Source organism: Vibrio phycocola, assembly GCF_054404255.1.
Genome location: NZ_JBTAMQ010000001.1, coordinates 170,854 through 187,398 on the forward strand (window position 1 = coordinate 170,854; position 16,545 = coordinate 187,398).

Consider the following 16,545-nt stretch of genomic DNA (forward strand, 5'->3'; position numbering starts at 1 on the left):
ACAGCGGCTTTGTTTGGTTTGTCGTGCGGTTACAAATTGGCAGACAAAAATTGTAGTTAACCTTACAAACCTTTGTTTCTAGTACTAGAACTTAATTCCATTTTTATTTAAATTATTGATTTACATTGTGTTTTTGGTTGTCTTGCCGCTTGGATCGGATTTCGCAATAGGATAAGGGAATTGTATTTTTAATTATCCTATGGAGGGAACCATTATGGCAATTCGTCAATGTGCTATTTACGGGAAAGGCGGAATCGGTAAATCAACCACAACTCAGAACTTAGTTGCTGCACTGGCAGAAGCGGGTCAAAAAGTCATGATCATCGGTTGTGACCCTAAAGCGGACTCAACACGTCTTATTCTACATACCAAAATGCAAAACACCATTATGGAAATGGCGGCTGAAGCGGGTACGGTTGAAGACATCGAATTAGAAGATGTATTGCTTACTGGGTACGGTGATGTGAAATGTGTTGAATCAGGTGGTCCAGAGCCAGGTGTAGGTTGTGCTGGTCGTGGTGTTATCACAGCGATTAACTTCTTAGAAGAAGAAGGCGCATATGAAGATGACTTAGACTTCGTATTCTACGACGTATTGGGTGATGTTGTATGTGGTGGTTTCGCGATGCCAATTCGTGAAAACAAAGCACAAGAAATCTACATCGTATGTTCTGGCGAAATGATGGCAATGTACGCAGCAAATAACATATCAAAAGGTATTTGTAAGTATGCGGCAACCGGTAGTGTTCGTCTTGCAGGTCTTATCTGTAACTCTCGTAACACAGACCGTGAAGATGAACTCATCATCGCATTAGCCGAAAAAATCGGTACTCAAATGATTCACTTCGTCCCTCGTGACAATATTGTACAACGCGCTGAAATTCGTCGTATGACGGTTATTGAATATGACCCAACGTGTAATCAAGCGGATGAGTATCGCACACTCGCTAAAAAAATCATCGACAACAAAATGTTCGTTATCCCAGAGCCTTGTACGATGGATGAGTTAGAAGACCTACTCATGGAATTCGGCATCATGGATGTAGAAGACGAAACCATCGTTGGTAAAACGGCAGCTGAAGAAGCACAAGCGTAAGCAAGCGTTTAATTCTTCAAACTATGTTTAAGACAATGAGGGTCAACTTATGTCTATGAATAAAGAACAAGCTCAAGCTTTGATCGACGAGGTGTTGGAAGTCTATCCAGAAACCGCGCGTGAAGATCGAAAAAAACACCTCGCCGTTAATGATACGGCCGCGGAAGGCACATGTATTACATCAAATCGCAAAACGGTTCCGGGAGTTATGACTGTTCGTGGTTGTGCTTACGCGGGTTCTAAAGGGGTAGTGTGGGGGCCAGTGAAAGATATGATTCATATTTCACACGGTCCAGTTGGATGTGGTCAATATTCTCGTGCAGGGCGTCGTAACTACTACTCAGGTACTACAGGTGTTGATTCATTTGCAACCTTCAATATTACGACTGATTTCCAAGAGCGTGACATCGTTTTTGGCGGCGATAAAAAGCTTTCAGCTGCGATTGATGAGTTAGAAGCCTTATTCCCATTATCAAAAGGCATCTCAGTTCAATCTGAGTGTCCTGTTGGTTTGATTGGAGACGATATCGAAGCGGTCGCAAAAGTAAAAGGTGCGGAAATAGATAAAACCATCGTGCCTGTACGATGTGAAGGTTTCCGTGGTGTATCTCAATCATTGGGACACCATATTGCGAACGACACTATTCGTGACTATGTGCTCGATGCGTCAGCGGAAGAAGATAAAATTGAGTCAACGCCATACGATGTTGCCATTATTGGTGACTACAACATCGGTGGTGATGCCTGGTCCTCTCGTATCATTTTAGAAGATATGGGGCTGCGCGTAGTGGCTCAATGGTCTGGCGACGGTACGTTACCTGAAATGAAAAACACCCCAAAAGTGGCGCTGAACTTGGTTCACTGTTACCGCTCGATGAATTATATCGTTCGTTACATGGAAGAAAAAAATGGGATTCCATGGATTGAGTATAACCTCTTTGGGCCAACCAAAATCGAAGAGTCAATGCGTAAGATTGCGGCCTTCTTTGATGAGAAAATCCAAGCTCAGACTGAAGAAGTGATTGCCCGTTATCGTGAGCAGTGGCAAGCCGTTATCGATAAGTATCGTCCACGTCTCGAAGGCAAGTCGGTGATGCTGTATGTCGGTGGTTTACGTCCTCGTCACATTATTGGTGCTTATGAAGATCTCGGCATGGAAATCACAGGTGCCGGTTATGAATTTGCTCACAACGATGATTACGTAAAGACCAAACCTGACGTGAAAGATTCAACCTTGTTATTTGATGATGCGAGTGCGTATGAGCTTGAAGAATTTGTGAAAGCTCTAAAACCTGACCTAGTGGGTTCTGGTGTTAAAGAAAAATACGTATTTCAGAAAATGGGCTTCCCATTCCGTCAAATGCATAGCTGGGATTATTCAGGCCCATACCACGGTGTCGATGGTTTCGCTATCTTTGCTCGTGACATGGACTTGACTATTAACAACCCATGCTGGAGCAAAGTGAAAGCGCCATGGTTGGTAGAAGAATCTGAAGAAGAGCTGGCGAAAACGGCTTAGTGTAAGTTGGAAAGGACTTCCAATTAATGTAACCCGAGCCGGAGTTCACAGATTAGTGACACGGTAGGAGAATACTTATGACTCAGAAAGTTGAAGATATCAAAACTGGTTATACGCTGTTTCAGCAACCAGAATACCAAGAGATGATGGCGAACAAGCGCGCATCTTTTGAAGACAGCGTTGATGCTGAAAAGGTTCGTGAAACTTTTGAATGGACAACAACGAACGAATACAAAGAGATTAACTTTGCACGTAAGCACATCACGATAGACCCTGCGAAAGCATGTCAACCATTGGGAGCAGTATTATGTGCTCTCGGCTTTGAGAAAACTTTGCCGTATGTCCACGGATCTCAAGGTTGTGTAGCTTACTTCCGTTCTTATTTTAACCGTCATTTTAAAGAGCCAATTGCGTGTGTCTCTGATTCAATGACAGAAGATTCCGCGGTATTTGGCGGACAGAAAAACATGTTCGAAGGTCTTGAGAACGCTTATGCACTCTACAATCCAGAGATAATGGCGGTTTCGACCACTTGTATGGCGGAAGTTATCGGCGATGATTTGAATGCGTTTATTAATAATGCCAAACAACAGGGACATATCCCTGACAGTTTGCCAACACCTTTCGCTCACACACCTTCATTTGTCGGGAGTCATGTCACTGGTTGGGATGGCATGTTTGAAGGAATGGCGAAGTACTTTACCGATATGGAAGGCAAAGAGATTGGCAGTAATGGCAAAATAAACCTTGTTCCTGGTTTTGAAACCTATCTGGGTAACTATCGCGTTATTCGTCGCATGATGGACGAAATGGATGTCGATTATTCGTTGCTATGCGATCCTTCAGAAGTACTGGATACTCCTGCTGACGGTGAATACCGCATGTATGCTGGTGGCACCACGATTGAAGAAATGAAAGACGCGCCGAACGCGAAAACAACCTTCTTTATTCAGCCAAATCAACTTGTAAAGACCAAGAAGTACATTGAAGGTGTTTGGAAACAAGAAGTGCCTAGCACAACGATCCCAATGGGATTGGAGTGGACGGATGATTTCTTAATGAAAGTATCAGAAGTCACAGGTAAGCCTATCTCGGCGTCATTAACCAAAGAACGTGGCCGTTTAGTCGATATGATGACCGACTCTCATACTTGGCTTCACGGAGTGACTATTTCTCTTTACGGTGATCCAGATTACCTACTAGGGATGTGTAAATTCCTGACTGAACTTGGTTGTGAAATCAAACACGTATTGTGTACTAATGGCTCGAAACGTTGGAAAAAACAAATCGAAGCTCAATTGGCCGAAACGCCATATGGTGAAAATGCAGAAGTATTCTTCAAGCAAGACTTATGGCACTTACGCTCACTATTGTTTACCGATAAGCCAGATCTTCTGATTGGTAACTCTTACGGTAAATTCCTTGAGCGCGATACTAAAGCCAAAGGTGCTGAGTTTGAAGTGCCGCTAGTGCGTATTGGTTTCCCGATCTTCGACCGTCACCACCTACATCGTCAATCGACGCTAGGTTATGAAGGTGCGATGTACATTTTAACCACATTGGTTAATGAAGTATTAGCGAAACTGGATCGTGAAAGTAGTGTCCTTGGTGAAACCGACTTTGGTTTTGACTTAGTACGCTAATCCAATTAGCCGACGGTTACGGTCTTCCGTCGGCTTTTGACAGCCTCAAGCAAAAGGAAATGTTATGGCGAATATAATGATTCAGCTCAACGAAGCGGGAGATTTTGTTCTTTATCTACCTAAAAAAGATCTTGAAGAGAAGATCACTTTTTTTGAATTCGACAGTGACGATAAATGGGGTGGCGAAGTGCGTATAGCGAATGGCGCAATTTACTATATTGAGCCAATGACAACCAAACCAAAGCTACCAATTACCGTCAGAGCTAAACGATTACAAGCCGCTTAACAGGGAGGAGTGGAGATGAAACAAACGATTTCAGATGCTGCAGCGTTACGTGTTGCGTTGGCATCAAAGCAGTTACCCAGCGTTGATCTACGCTCTTTGCTTGGGCTACTGATTCAACACTTGGGTGAGCCATTAACAGAAATAAAGCTCGTCGACTTATCACCTAAGGCTTTTCGCGTCATGGTTGCATCTCTTTGTGAGACGATCAGCCGAAAAGAAGTCTCTAATGCCTTGTCGATTTTATGTAATCCGGAAATTGGTGATGATGTTCCTAAAGTGCCAGCATTCAATTTTATGGACACACCAAGCCTCCGAGTCGCGATGACATCGAATCAAGGCAATATGTTAAATGGTCACTATGGCTCATGTATTCGGGTACTTATCTACGATGTTTCTGCCACGCAGTATCAGTTGGTGGATGTGCGTGATATGCCTTCTGATTCGAAAGGCGAAGAGCGTGCGATTGCAATGTTGGATAAAATCCGAGATTGTCAGATGTTATTTACCTTGTCGATTGGTGGGCCTGCAGCCGCTCGGGTAACTCGTGCTAATATTCACCCAATTAAAAAACCTGCAGCCACTTCAGCGGACCTAGTCTTAAGTGAGTTATCTAACGTAATCGCAACGAGCCCACCGCCTTGGATTCGACGTTTTTTAGGGGTAAATCCGATGCAGACTGAGTTGGCATTGGAGGAATGTTATGAGTGATATTGAAGCACCACTTGCCATTGAACTGGTCACCCATTCAACGCTAAAAGAGATTACTTCATCACTTGATATGGTAAGTTCGATTGACGACATCACAATCGCGAATTTAAGAAATGATTACCCAAATTTGCGGTTTACGTTTTGTTATGACTCTGAAATGGGGTCGCGTGATGCGTATATCGAATGCAATGGGTATGACATTCACCTTGTCGCTCATAGTACCAATGGATGCAGCGGTCTGACCGAAAGACTAGAGAGTTGTACAGGAGTCGTGATTGCCCTTCATGATGAATGATATGTTACCCCTTTCCCCGACACGATAAGCCAGTATTCCCCACTTGTGGTGAATAACTGGCCAATCGTGGCACTTTGCTCCCTCGCTTTCTAATCGATTTTTAATCATTGCCACAATGGTGATTTGTGTGTTGTTCCCCGATTGTCACTTTTATGACAATTTGACCTAACAAAAACGAACAGATTGAATTTAATTAAATTAAAACAATAGGTTAAGTTTGGCGTTCTAATTGCAATATACCTAGAAGATTATTCGTTTTGAATAACAATTGCGAAGGCATGGAGGCGTTATGAAGCAGTCAGAAATAAAATTATTACAAGATGAACCCGCTTGTGAACATAACTCTGGACCTAAAACTGGTTGTGCAAGGCCAACTCCAGGAGCTACCGCGGGAGGGTGTCCTTTCGATGGTGCACAAATAAGTCTTTTACCGATTGCAGATGTTGGTCACATTGTTCATGGACCGATTGGGTGTGCGGGAAATAGTTGGAACAATCGAGGAACCAAAGCGACAGGAACGAATCTGTTTCGGTTGGGCTTTACTACCGATCTCAACGAGCAAGATGTGATTATGGGGCGTGCAGAAAAACGTTTGCTACACGCTATCAAGCAACTGATTTTAGAACATCAACCTCCGGCTGTTTTTGTTTATATGACCTGTGTTCCTGCACTTGAGGGAAATGACGTTGACGCAATTTGTGAAATGGCCCAAGAGCGTTATGGGATTCCGGTCGTTCATGTGGATGCTGCCGGGTTTTATGGCAATAAGAATCTCGGTAATCGAATCGCAGGCGAAGTGATGGTCAACAAGGTGATTGGTACTGCAGAGCCGCCGCCAAAGCCAATGATGAAACACGATCCCACTCAACAAGTTCACGATATTGTATTGATCGGCGAATACAACATTGCCGGTGAATTCTGGTATGTCTCCCCATTGTTTGAAGAGCTAGGCATGCGGGTGTTGTGTTGTATGTCTGGTGATACGCAATTTCATCAGATTCAAACCATGCACCGAGCACAAGCTGCGATGGTGGTGTGTTCTCGAGCGCAAATTAACGTTGCCAGAAAACTTGAAGAAAGTTGGAACGTTCCATGGTTTGAAGGCAGTTTTTATGGCATCGAAGATACTTCATTTGCATTGCGACAGTTCGCCAAATTGATCGGTGATGAAAAGCTGATTGCTCACACTGAAGAAGTGATTGCTCGTGAGGAACAACGAGTGCGTGACGCTCTGAAACCTTATGCCGACATATTAAAAGGTAAAAAAGCACTCTTGTATACCGGCGGTGTGAAATCCTGGTCTGTGATCAGTGCGTTATCGGAATTGGGGATTGAAACCGTGGCGACAGGAACCACAAAATCAACTCAAGCGGATAAAAACCGAATTATCGATATCATGGGGGAAGATGCATTGATGCTCGATGAAGGCGGCGCGAGAAATTTACTCGATATCTACAACAAATATGATGCCGATGTGTTGGTGGCGGGCGGACGTAATATGTACACCGCGCTCAAGGCGCCACTTCCTTTCCTTCACATCAATCAAGAACGAGAAATGGCCTACGCTGGATATGAAGGAATGATCACCTTAGCAAAAGAGTTGACGCGAACCATGACCAGTCCGGTATGGAATAAAGCAAGCAGCACTGCTCCGTGGGATAGAACGATTGAGACCGCGGCGTTAGACGTAGTGACTTCATCAATCAAAGGATAGGGCGTTTATCATGACTAAAATTACTCGAATTAATTCACCTTTATCCACGCAACCATTAAAAACCAGCCCAGCTACCGGTGCGACAGTCGCAAGTCTAGGATTTCGCCATTCTATACCATTGATGCACGGTGCTCAGGGATGCAGCGCGTTTGCTAAGGTTTATCTTATCTCTCATTTTAGAGAGGCGATACCACTACAAAATACCGCCATTGACCAAGTTGCTGCGGTAATGGGCGGAGATGAAAATCTCGAAAAAGCACTGGCCCTATTGTGTGATAAGCATTCACCGGATCTTATTGCAGTAATGACGACAGGTTTGACGGAGCTGCAAGGCACAGACGTTTCTCGCGTCATTTTAGAATTCAAGACTGCCAATCCTCAGTATCACGCAACTCGCATTGTCAGTATGAATACCCCTGACTTTACCGGCACGATGCAAACCGGATTTGCGCATGCTGTCGATCGAATTGTTCGTCAGCTCGTTCGCCCACCTTCAGGAATCAAAAGGCAGCGTAAACAGGTCAATGTATTGTGTTCGGTCGGTATGACGGGGGCCGATATCGAAACTATGAAGCGCTATCTCGATGCGTTCGATTTGGATTCGGTCATTGTGCCTGATATTTCTCAGTCTCTCGATGGGCATATGGGCGATCTCGATTTCACACCAGTCAGTATGGGCGGAACCACTGTGGAAGAAGTGGAAATGATGTCCGACAGTGCATTAACCCTTGTCGTGGGGGAGTCGATGCTACCAACGGGGAAATGGCTCGAGAAGTGCTTCAATATCCCACTTGTCTATTCCAACATGGGGATGGGGATCGAAGTGGTTGATGACCTGATTGTGTGTTTATCCGACCTAAGTGGTGTTGCGGTGCCAGAATGGATCACACGAGCTCGTAAACGCTTGCAAGATGCGATGGTGGATACTCATTTTCTGCTGACGAATGCAAAGGTTAACCTTGGCTTAGAACCCGACCTTGCTTGTGGTTATGCTCAGATTTTAACCGATATGGGAACAAGGATAGGGCGAATTGTGACCACGCTCGACACCGCGAAATTGGCAGAAATAGACGCTCAAGACATTATTATCGGTGACCTCTCTATGTTGCTACCCAAAGGAGAATCGGTGTCGGCGGTGATCAGTAATACTCACGCCGCTCAAATATGTGAGTTTAAAGTGCCTGTTGTCAGAGCGGGTTACCCATGCCATGACCAATACGGCAATATGGATGTGCGTCAATTTGGTTATGAAGGAACGCGCGAACGAATATTTGCTTTAGCCAACCAACTGCTGAGAAATCACAAAGAAGAAGTGACGCCTCATGTGAGTGCTTACCGTTTCTCTTCTGATCAAGTTACGAAGAAGGAGAGCGCATAATATGTTTAAGAGCGAGCGCAAATTGCATGTGGAACCCACTCCAGATGACAGTCTGTTCCGTATAAAAGTGGGTTTTACGACCTTAGATCGCCACCGTGTAGACCAACATTTTGGTAGCGCGAAATGCGTATTGATTTATGGCTTAAATGAGACCGAATGGCATCTGTTAGAAGCCATCGAATACAGCAACTCCAACTCTCAAACGCACGATAAACTGCCGATTCGAATTGGAGATTTATCTGCTTGCTCTGCGGTGTATTGCAATGCCTGTGGACCGTCAGCAATTCGCCAATTGCTTGATAAAGGTATTCACCCGGTAAAAGTGACTGAAGGAAGCAATATTCACGACTTAATGCGTGATTTACAACTTGAGCTTATAGAAGGGCCAACTGGATGGTTATCTCGTGCAATAAAAACGACAGTTGATGAACGACAAAAGGCTGTCGACAAGGCTCAGCGCTTGTCTGATTTAATGGATGAAGATTGGTAAATTAAAATAGAAAGGAAGCAATAGTATGGCAAACATAACGGGTAAAACCAAAGGTGGTGCAGATTGGGAACCGCAATTTATTTCAGAAGTGGATCAAGATAACTGTATTGGTTGTGGGCGCTGCTACAAAGTCTGCTCACGTAACGTTTTCAATTTGATCGAGAAAGCAGGTGATGAAGATGAAGACGACGATTACTACGATGAAGACGAAATGATGATGGTGATGACCATCGAAAATGAAGACGACTGTATTGGTTGTATGGCTTGTGCCAAAGTGTGTCCAAAAGATTGTCAGACATTTTCACCTGCGGCAGCATAAAGCAGAGGAAATTTAAAGCAAACAAAGGTGGCTATAATTCGGCCACCTTTATCTAGCAATTTAATCCAGCAAGAGCAGTGTATTTTAGTTGTTATCATGATCATCAAACTTATTAGCCTTGATTATTACCGCCAACTCTTCCCCATATAAGCTCCCTTTTTCTGAGTAACGGTCTAATTTGGTCACCAGTACAAATGGATCGTCGGTCGTCATCTTGGTTTGTCGAAATTCAGTAAAGGCATTACCTTGGGCTAAAACTCGATAATAGTCATAGACCGATTGTTTAACAGAGCTGTATTTTTTTACCCAAATCGTTTTATCACCACGTTTTTGTAATGCTGCAATACGAGGCTCATCCTGATCAAAAGACCATACTCCAAAAAAGTTGTTGGCTTCGCGTGAAAAACGAGAAGTTGCCCACGAACTTTCCATGGCAGCTTGCGCTAATGCGATACTTTTGGGGTGCGGTTTTAATGCCATTAGTAACTCATTGTTGGTCGTCACCTTGTATTGAGATTTTAATTTTTCTATCTTTTTGCTGCCTTCCTCAGCGTCTATTTTTTGTTTGATCTCTAGATATTGTTGCATTAAATCGGCGTAGACATGATCCACTGCCGGAACAAGCAGCTCGTTAAATCGTGCTTTTTTCTCTGCGACAGTCATTGTGGGTAATTCAGTTTCTTGTGGGGGTTTCTTGACAGTAAATAAAGTAATCACCGAAGCGGTAACTAATATCAATGCAATGACAACGATTATTTTCGTTTGCTTAGTAAGCGGCAAGTTTCTTTCCTTCTGATGCTGTAAAAATAATTAATGATAATGTTAATACATCATTACCAGTACAGTCAGACAGGTCAAGCATTAACAATACCAATGTACTTCAAAATATTCACCTTCGAGTTATTACGGAAAAATAATGAATCAAGATTAAATTAGCGAACTGACCATATAGCACGTTATTTAATTTGTCAGATCTTGTACAACATGTTGTCCTCACTACAACCAACAATTTTTGTTCGCTTTATAACAAAGGTGACACAGAACTGAATTAATTGTCTGTTTTCTTGTTTGGAATGGTATCCCGTAAAATTTCTAATGGAATAATATCAGTGACTTACATCACATTTTTGTTGTGGTGCGACAATTGCAGCCATTTTGTTAAAAGCTCAAATAAACTGGGTTTATCGTTTTGACCCATGGTTAGCAATGGACGTGTTGGCGCGATAAGTAAGGAGAACTTATGTGGGATTATTCTGAAAAAGTAAAAGAGCATTTCTTTAATCCAAAGAATGCAAAGCTGTTAGCAGACGCATCCGCGAGAGGCGATGTAGGTTCGATTAGTTGTGGTGATGCACTAAGCCTTACTTTGGACATTGATCCAGTGACGGAAGTGATAAAAGATGCTGGATTTCAAACCTTTGGTTGCGGTAGTGCAATCGCCTCTTCGTCCGCTTTGACTGAGATGATTATCGGAAAAACGGTTGATCAAGCTCTTGCGGTTACTAACCAAGATATTGCCGCATTTTTGGATGGATTACCCCCAGAAAAGATGCACTGCTCTGTTATGGGAATGGAAGCATTACATGCGGCAATTGCAGATTTTCGTGGCGAAGTGATTGAAGACGATCACGAAGAGGGAGAATTGATTTGTAAGTGCTTTGCTATCGATGATCTGATGATTAAGCGAACGGTTAAAGCGAATAAGCTTACAAGTTTAGATGAGGTGATCAATTACACCAAAGCGGGTGGTGCCTGTTCAGCTTGCCATGAAAAAATCGAATATGTCCTCGAAGATACGCTGAAAGAGATGGCGATTGATGCTTGCCATAGTCAGGCCGTCAATCCAGAGCCTGTTGTTAACACTATTGAGCTTGTTTCCGAAGAAAAATCGGCCGAGTTAAAAGATAAGATCGAACTGATAGAAACCGTTATTTCTGAAGCGAGGCCAGGCATTGTCGCAGACGGCGGCGATATTAAGTTAGTTGATGTTGAAGATGACATGGTGTTTGTTTCGCTAACGGGTAACTGTACCGGGTGCGGCTTATCAGGGCTTACATTGGCGAATGTTGAATACAAAATATCCAAAGCATTGGGAGAGTCGATCACCGTCTTCCCCGTACAAGATACCTCAGTAGTACCGCAAAAAGAGGAGGCTTACAATGCTTAAACATATCAATTCAAATGATAAATTTGTCTATCTCGACAACAACGCGACAACCCGTATCGATCCTCGTGTTCTAGAAATCATGATTCCGTATCTTGACCAATATTATGGCAATCCGTCCTCAATTCATAAATTAGGGGCACGAGTCGGTCAGGCTGTGGAAATTGCACGCGAACAAGTGCAAAAGCTGATTGGCGCTAAGTACGCGACAGAGGTGATATTTACCTCATGCGCAACAGAAGCAACTTCTACAGCAATTTTGTCGGCGGTAGAAGCGCATCCTGATAAAAAAGAGATCATTACCAGCGCGGTTGAGCATCCCGCCACATTAGAGTTGTGTCAGCACCTTAAACGCAAAGGCTATACGATTCATATTATCGATGTGGATAACAAAGGTAATTTCAATCTAGAAGCGTACGCGAAAGCGCTAAATGAGAATGTCGCGATAGTGTCGGTTATGTGGGCAAACAACGAAACCGGCACGATATTCCCAGTTGAAGCAATCACCACCATGGCTAAAGCAGTGGGAGCACAAGTCCATATTGATGCGGTGCAAATGGTGGGTAAGCGTATGATCAATGTTGATGAAACAGAGATAGATATGCTCTCAATTTCTGGGCACAAATTTCATGCTCCCAAGGGAATTGGCGCTTTGTATCTGCATCGTGGCACACGTTTTCGTCCACTATTGCGTGGTGGTCATCAAGAACGTGGCCGTCGAGCTGGAACTGAAAATGCCGCTTCGATCATTGCATTGGGTAAAGCAGCAGAATTGGCCTTAGATGCGGTAGAGCAAAATACTCATCGGATTCAATTGATGCGTGACCGTTTAGAGCAAGGCATTCTTGCGCGAATTCCAAGTTGTTTTGTCACAGGTAATCCAGCTAAACGAGTGCCAAATACCACGAATATAGCTATCGAATATGTGGAAGGTGAAGCGCTGTTGCTGATGATGAATCATGTGGGAATAGCCGCTTCATCTGGCTCGGCATGTACATCGGGTTCTCTTGAGCCATCACATGTGATGCGCGCGATGAATATTCCGTTTACTGCGGCTCACGGTACTTTGCGCTTCTCTTTTTCTCGTTTCAATACCGACGAAGATGTTGACCATGTGCTTGAACATTTACCGGGAATCGTCGCTCGTTTAAGAGAGATGTCGCCTTATTGGAATAACGAAACCAATCAAGGGTCGGTAGAGGCATTTGATCCCACTTACGCTTAGGAGTATGCACTATGGCCTATAGCTCGTCATTGCCTTCTGGGGCATTAGCTAGCGGAGTGGTGTTTAACGACACCACACTTCGCGATGGAGAACAAAGCCCAGGTGTTGCCTTTACCATGGAAGAAAAAGTGCACATCGCGCAGATGCTTGAATCGGCCGGTGTTACTGAACTAGAAGTGGGCATTCCTGCTATGGGCGCGTCTGAGCAGAGAACGATTAAAGCGATTTGCCAATCCTTATCGAGCGCAAAAACCATGGCATGGTGTCGGATGACCGAAGCTGATGTGCATAGCGCCACTGACCTTGGTCTTGATTGGGTTGATCTATCTATCCCCGTTTCTGCACAGCAGCGTCGTAGCAAACTTAACCTCCCTCTTCGAGATTTACTTCAACATTCGGATCAAGTGATTAAGCAAGCGCGAGATAGAGGGCTAAAAGTGTGCGTGGGAATGGAAGATGCTTCACGAGCTGATCATGAGACCTTGGTTCGAGTTGCCGAGATGGCACAACATGCAAGAGCGGAACGTATTCGATATGCCGACACACTCGGTATCCTTGACCCTTTTGCTACCTACGCTCACATTTCAGAATTACGAAGTGAAACGGATATTGCGATTGAAATGCACGCGCACAACGACCTTGGTTTGGCAACGGCCAATACCCTTGCAGCGATTCGTGCCGGAGCAACGTCTATCAATACCACGATTAACGGGCTTGGAGAGCGAGCAGGGAATGCACCGTTAGAAGAGGTCGCGGTGGCAATATCAGTGTTAACCCAATCAACCTGTGGCATCGAATTAACTCAACTGCCTGATTTATGTCATTACGTTTATCTTGCGTCAGGGAGACATTTTTCACCGCAAAAAGCGATTGTTGGAGATTCGGTTTTTACCCATGAATCGGGGATACACGTCGATGGCTTACTGAAAGACATAAACAATTATCAAGGGTTTTCTCCCAGCATCGTTGGGCGAGAGCACCAGTTTGTACTAGGAAAACACTCTGGTGTACACGCTATCGATACCGTGTATCGAGACCTAGGAATTACCCTGTCTCCACGTCAATGCGAGCAGCTTAAAGATCCTTTGAGGCACTGGTCTGAAACCCAAAAATGCATACCCAATATGGATGATTTAATTGGCTTAGCAAGTGCTGTTGTTTCCAAGTTCTGAGGAAAATAGGCTAATGAAAATAAGTGCTAAGGCTGCAAAGGCAAAAGAGACTAGCCAAAGGAGAAAAGGATGAGTGATGTAATGGCAGCAACATTTGAAGATGATATCGAGGAGCTTGAATCGGCGGAAGATTTCCTTCATTTCTTCGACGTCGAATTTGATGCGGAATTGGTGACGCGTAAGCACATTCCACTATTGCGGTTATTTCAACAGATATTGGATAGACACGATGGCACACCAAGCTACAGCGCCTATAAGAAAGCGTTATGTTCCGCTTATAAGCTACTTGAATTAGGGCGAGAGCTAGCGTTCGCAAGCGGTGGTTGTGACGGTTGTACTTCGTGTGATGACTAAGGGAACAAAGGAATCAGAACTATGGATGGATTAGGGATACGCTTTGAAGCAGGTGAAGAGGTTAGAGTTGTTCGCAATATTCGAAATGATGGCAGTTTTAAACATGTCCCAAAGGGAGAATTATTGATTGAAGCTGGAGAGGCCGGAATTGTTCGCACTTATGGTTACTTTCTTCAAGACCAAATCATTTTTCAAGTCTATGTCCCTCGACTAAATGAAGTGGTTGGTGTTCGTGATACTGAGTTGATTAAGTCAGATTTGGAGTGGATACCTTGCCTATTTCGTTCTATGGATATAGCACAGTTAACGGTTTCCCTGTCGATGAACAAAGAAGTTATCGCAAAGAAAGGCGACACTGTCGAAGTTTACCGGGTTCATCGTGATCTTGCAGATGGCGCGCTTGAGTATGAAGTTTCAGTCGATGACAACCTATTTCGCATAGGCTCTCGATATTTGGTCGTGCCTTTCAATGATAAACATGTTGCTCCGCAATTGGCCGCGTCGGCTTAAGAGATGGATATTGGTTCGATATCTTGGTTTTTAGTTACGCGGTCACATAGAAAATGAATATTAAAAGGATTTGCTAATGGATGAGCAAAAACGCAGTTATCTAACCATCAAAGTTGCCACGGAAATGTTTGAGCTTAATCCTCAACATTTAACCAGTCAGCAGCTAGGTGAGGTGGAAGAGCGGGTGGAACGTGTTAATGATTTACAACAGAAAATTCTCAATGCACCGGAAGCGGCCGAGATAGACATATCATCTGAAGAACTACAGGGTATCTACCAGCTGAGTGTTGAGCGTTTTCCATCGAAAGAAGAATTTTTTGCTTCACTACAAGCGCAAAGTCTGAGTGAGAAAGGGTTAAAATTAGCGCTTGCTGATGAACTTAAATGTGAGAAAGTAATGGAATTGGTCTCACAACAGATCCCGTCGCTTGATCCCGCGAACGCATTGGCGTATTTTGAGAAAAATCGCCTAGAGTTCTCTCGCGCAAAAAAGTGGGAAATGAGCCAGATTCTAATCACAATTAATGATGACTACGCAGAAAACACACGCGCTACGGCGATGGCAAGGATTCACTCTATTGCCAAGCAAGTGACGCCGCGTAATTTCGCTCAACTTGCATTAGAGCATTCAGAATGCCCCAGTGCGCTAGAAAATGGCAACTTAGGCTGGTGTGAAGAAGGCAAGCTCTTTCCAGAAATCACTAACGCACTTTACACGCTGCAACCTGGTCAGATTAGCCAGCCTATCGAGACCGAGATAGGCTTTCATATTGTGCTGTTTCATGATCAAAAAGAGCCTCGTGTTGCAACGTTCGAAGAAGCGTTGCCTTTTTTGCAGGAAAAACATGCCGCGAGAGCACGCCACTTTTTGCAGAAACAATGGATCGCTCAATTAATAAAACAACCTTAGGTAATGCAATGAATAAATTCGCCTTGATGAGTCTTATAGCGCTTTGGAGTACTCCGTTTGTCGTGTCTGCTGAAGAGGCAACGGTGGCTGTCGCTAATAACTTTTCTGGGCCAATGAAAACGCTAATCAATGACTTTTCTGCTCAATCTGATCACGTTATTCAAATCAGTACAGGAGCAACGGGTCAACTCTATGCTCAAATAATTAATGGCGCACCCTTCGATCTTTTTTTCTCTGCCGATACCGCTAGGCCAGAAAAGCTGGTTGCAGAAGGGTTAGCCAGTGATGAATTTACCTATGCAAAAGGCACTTTGGTGTTGTGGTCTGAAACGGCTGGAATTGATGTCAAAAAGCAGTTAACCGATCTCGACTTTGAATACTTTTCTATGGCAAACCCCAAACTTGCGCCTTATGGTTTAGCGGCGCAACAAGCGTTAGAAAAATTAGCCCTTTATGATAAAATGCGCGCTAAAGTGGTATTGGGAAAAGGCTTGAATCCGACGTATCAATATATTGTCACTGGAAACGCCCAACTTGGCTTAGTCGCGAAGTCTCAGGTTTTCTCTAACAATGCGTTTAAAGCGGGTTCGTACTGGGAAGTTCCTAGCGACGACTATCAGGAAATTAAACAAGATGCGGTCACGTTAACAATGGGCAAAGATAACCCTGCAGCTCAAGCGTTTCTTGCGTATTTAAAGACCGAACAAGCCCAAAGCATCATCACCAGTTATGGGTATCAATAAACCTCAATAGAGAGATCAA

Annotated in this window: 18 protein-coding genes; 17 read left to right on the plus strand and 1 reads right to left on the minus strand. The window is 43.9% G+C overall.

Features of this window, described 5'->3' with window-relative positions; all coding sequences use genetic code 11:
• Positions 1–214 precede the first annotated feature (214 nt).
• From nifH to fdxB, 10 genes are all read left to right on the plus strand, one after another.
• Positions 215–1,096, plus strand: a complete 882-nt coding sequence (gene nifH, locus ACXJY6_RS00820; protein ID WP_456051224.1) for a nitrogenase iron protein — start codon at positions 215–217, stop codon at positions 1,094–1,096.
• 49 nt (positions 1,097–1,145) lie between these two features.
• Positions 1,146–2,615 (plus strand): nitrogenase molybdenum-iron protein alpha chain, encoded by a 1,470-nt coding sequence (gene nifD, locus ACXJY6_RS00825; protein ID WP_456051225.1) that lies wholly within the window; start codon positions 1,146–1,148, stop codon positions 2,613–2,615.
• 77 nt (positions 2,616–2,692) lie between these two features.
• Positions 2,693–4,258, plus strand: coding sequence for a nitrogenase molybdenum-iron protein subunit beta (nifK, locus tag ACXJY6_RS00830; RefSeq protein ID WP_458766849.1), 1,566 nt, complete (start codon positions 2,693–2,695; stop codon positions 4,256–4,258).
• Positions 4,259–4,322: 64 nt separating this feature from the next.
• Entirely contained in the window at positions 4,323–4,544 is a 222-nt protein-coding gene (gene nifT / locus ACXJY6_RS00835) for a putative nitrogen fixation protein NifT (RefSeq protein ID WP_458766851.1), read from the plus strand.
• Positions 4,545–4,559: 15 nt separating this feature from the next.
• Positions 4,560–5,252, plus strand: a complete 693-nt coding sequence (locus tag ACXJY6_RS00840) for a NifB/NifX family molybdenum-iron cluster-binding protein (protein WP_458766852.1) — start codon at positions 4,560–4,562, stop codon at positions 5,250–5,252.
• Entirely contained in the window at positions 5,245–5,547 is a 303-nt protein-coding gene (locus ACXJY6_RS00845; RefSeq protein WP_458766854.1) for a DUF6129 family protein, read from the plus strand. The genes ACXJY6_RS00840 and ACXJY6_RS00845 overlap by 8 nt, the downstream gene beginning before the upstream one ends.
• A gap of 289 nt (positions 5,548–5,836) precedes the next feature.
• Positions 5,837–7,261, plus strand: coding sequence for a nitrogenase iron-molybdenum cofactor biosynthesis protein NifE (gene nifE / locus ACXJY6_RS00850; RefSeq protein ID WP_458766856.1), 1,425 nt, complete (start codon positions 5,837–5,839; stop codon positions 7,259–7,261).
• A 10-nt stretch (positions 7,262–7,271) separates the two neighbouring features.
• Positions 7,272–8,639, plus strand: coding sequence for a nitrogenase iron-molybdenum cofactor biosynthesis protein NifN (nifN, locus tag ACXJY6_RS00855; protein ID WP_458766857.1), 1,368 nt, complete (start codon positions 7,272–7,274; stop codon positions 8,637–8,639).
• Between the two features lies 1 nt (position 8,640).
• Positions 8,641–9,129: a NifB/NifX family molybdenum-iron cluster-binding protein gene (locus ACXJY6_RS00860; protein WP_456051232.1), complete on the plus strand. Its 489-nt coding sequence runs from the start codon at positions 8,641–8,643 to the stop codon at positions 9,127–9,129.
• A 25-nt stretch (positions 9,130–9,154) separates the two neighbouring features.
• Positions 9,155–9,448 carry a ferredoxin III, nif-specific gene (gene fdxB, locus ACXJY6_RS00865; RefSeq protein WP_456051233.1) on the plus strand — a complete coding sequence of 98 codons (294 nt, stop codon included), beginning with the start codon at positions 9,155–9,157 and terminating at the stop codon, positions 9,446–9,448.
• An 84-nt stretch (positions 9,449–9,532) separates the two neighbouring features.
• On the opposite strand, the gene ACXJY6_RS00870 is transcribed toward fdxB, so the two are convergent.
• A complete protein-coding gene (locus ACXJY6_RS00870; RefSeq protein WP_458766859.1) occupies positions 9,533–10,228 on the minus strand; it encodes a glucosaminidase domain-containing protein in 696 nt (231 codons plus the stop codon).
• A 460-nt stretch (positions 10,229–10,688) separates the two neighbouring features.
• On the opposite strand from ACXJY6_RS00870, the gene nifU reads away from it, so the two are divergent.
• From nifU to modA, 7 genes are all read left to right on the plus strand, one after another.
• Complete coding sequence (gene nifU, locus ACXJY6_RS00875; protein ID WP_458766861.1) at positions 10,689–11,615, plus strand: Fe-S cluster assembly protein NifU; 927 nt, start codon at positions 10,689–10,691, stop codon at positions 11,613–11,615.
• The gene (nifS, locus tag ACXJY6_RS00880) at positions 11,608–12,837 is read left to right on the plus strand and encodes a cysteine desulfurase NifS (protein ID WP_458766863.1); all 1,230 of its coding nucleotides are present in this window, start codon (positions 11,608–11,610) and stop codon (positions 12,835–12,837) included. The genes nifU and nifS overlap by 8 nt, the downstream gene beginning before the upstream one ends.
• 11 nt (positions 12,838–12,848) lie before the next feature.
• Positions 12,849–14,009: a homocitrate synthase gene (nifV, locus tag ACXJY6_RS00885; protein ID WP_458766865.1), complete on the plus strand. Its 1,161-nt coding sequence runs from the start codon at positions 12,849–12,851 to the stop codon at positions 14,007–14,009.
• 69 nt (positions 14,010–14,078) lie between these two features.
• Complete coding sequence (locus ACXJY6_RS00890) at positions 14,079–14,363, plus strand: nitrogenase-stabilizing/protective protein NifW (RefSeq protein ID WP_458766867.1); 285 nt, start codon at positions 14,079–14,081, stop codon at positions 14,361–14,363.
• Between the two features lie 21 nt (positions 14,364–14,384).
• Positions 14,385–14,873, plus strand: a complete 489-nt coding sequence (locus tag ACXJY6_RS00895) for a nitrogen fixation protein NifZ (RefSeq protein WP_458766869.1) — start codon at positions 14,385–14,387, stop codon at positions 14,871–14,873.
• Between the two features lie 76 nt (positions 14,874–14,949).
• Positions 14,950–15,783 carry a peptidylprolyl isomerase gene (locus ACXJY6_RS00900; RefSeq protein ID WP_458766870.1) on the plus strand — a complete coding sequence of 278 codons (834 nt, stop codon included), beginning with the start codon at positions 14,950–14,952 and terminating at the stop codon, positions 15,781–15,783.
• Positions 15,784–15,791: 8 nt separating this feature from the next.
• Complete coding sequence (gene modA, locus ACXJY6_RS00905) at positions 15,792–16,526, plus strand: molybdate ABC transporter substrate-binding protein (RefSeq protein ID WP_458766872.1); 735 nt, start codon at positions 15,792–15,794, stop codon at positions 16,524–16,526.
• Positions 16,527–16,545: the final 19 nt, after the last annotated feature.

Coding starts and splice junctions, on each gene's coding strand:
- nifH (WP_456051224.1), top strand. CDS start 215: ATGGCAATTCGTCAATGTGCTATTTACGGGAAAGGCGGAATCGGTAAA.
- nifD (WP_456051225.1), top strand. CDS start 1,146: ATGTCTATGAATAAAGAACAAGCTCAAGCTTTGATCGACGAGGTGTTG.
- nifK (WP_458766849.1), top strand. CDS start 2,693: ATGACTCAGAAAGTTGAAGATATCAAAACTGGTTATACGCTGTTTCAG.
- nifT (WP_458766851.1), top strand. CDS start 4,323: ATGGCGAATATAATGATTCAGCTCAACGAAGCGGGAGATTTTGTTCTT.
- ACXJY6_RS00840 (WP_458766852.1), top strand. CDS start 4,560: ATGAAACAAACGATTTCAGATGCTGCAGCGTTACGTGTTGCGTTGGCA.
- ACXJY6_RS00845 (WP_458766854.1), top strand. CDS start 5,245: ATGAGTGATATTGAAGCACCACTTGCCATTGAACTGGTCACCCATTCA.
- nifE (WP_458766856.1), top strand. CDS start 5,837: ATGAAGCAGTCAGAAATAAAATTATTACAAGATGAACCCGCTTGTGAA.
- nifN (WP_458766857.1), top strand. CDS start 7,272: ATGACTAAAATTACTCGAATTAATTCACCTTTATCCACGCAACCATTA.
- ACXJY6_RS00860 (WP_456051232.1), top strand. CDS start 8,641: ATGTTTAAGAGCGAGCGCAAATTGCATGTGGAACCCACTCCAGATGAC.
- fdxB (WP_456051233.1), top strand. CDS start 9,155: ATGGCAAACATAACGGGTAAAACCAAAGGTGGTGCAGATTGGGAACCG.
- nifU (WP_458766861.1), top strand. CDS start 10,689: ATGTGGGATTATTCTGAAAAAGTAAAAGAGCATTTCTTTAATCCAAAG.
- nifS (WP_458766863.1), top strand. CDS start 11,608: ATGCTTAAACATATCAATTCAAATGATAAATTTGTCTATCTCGACAAC.
- nifV (WP_458766865.1), top strand. CDS start 12,849: ATGGCCTATAGCTCGTCATTGCCTTCTGGGGCATTAGCTAGCGGAGTG.
- ACXJY6_RS00890 (WP_458766867.1), top strand. CDS start 14,079: ATGAGTGATGTAATGGCAGCAACATTTGAAGATGATATCGAGGAGCTT.
- ACXJY6_RS00895 (WP_458766869.1), top strand. CDS start 14,385: ATGGATGGATTAGGGATACGCTTTGAAGCAGGTGAAGAGGTTAGAGTT.
- ACXJY6_RS00900 (WP_458766870.1), top strand. CDS start 14,950: ATGGATGAGCAAAAACGCAGTTATCTAACCATCAAAGTTGCCACGGAA.
- modA (WP_458766872.1), top strand. CDS start 15,792: ATGAATAAATTCGCCTTGATGAGTCTTATAGCGCTTTGGAGTACTCCG.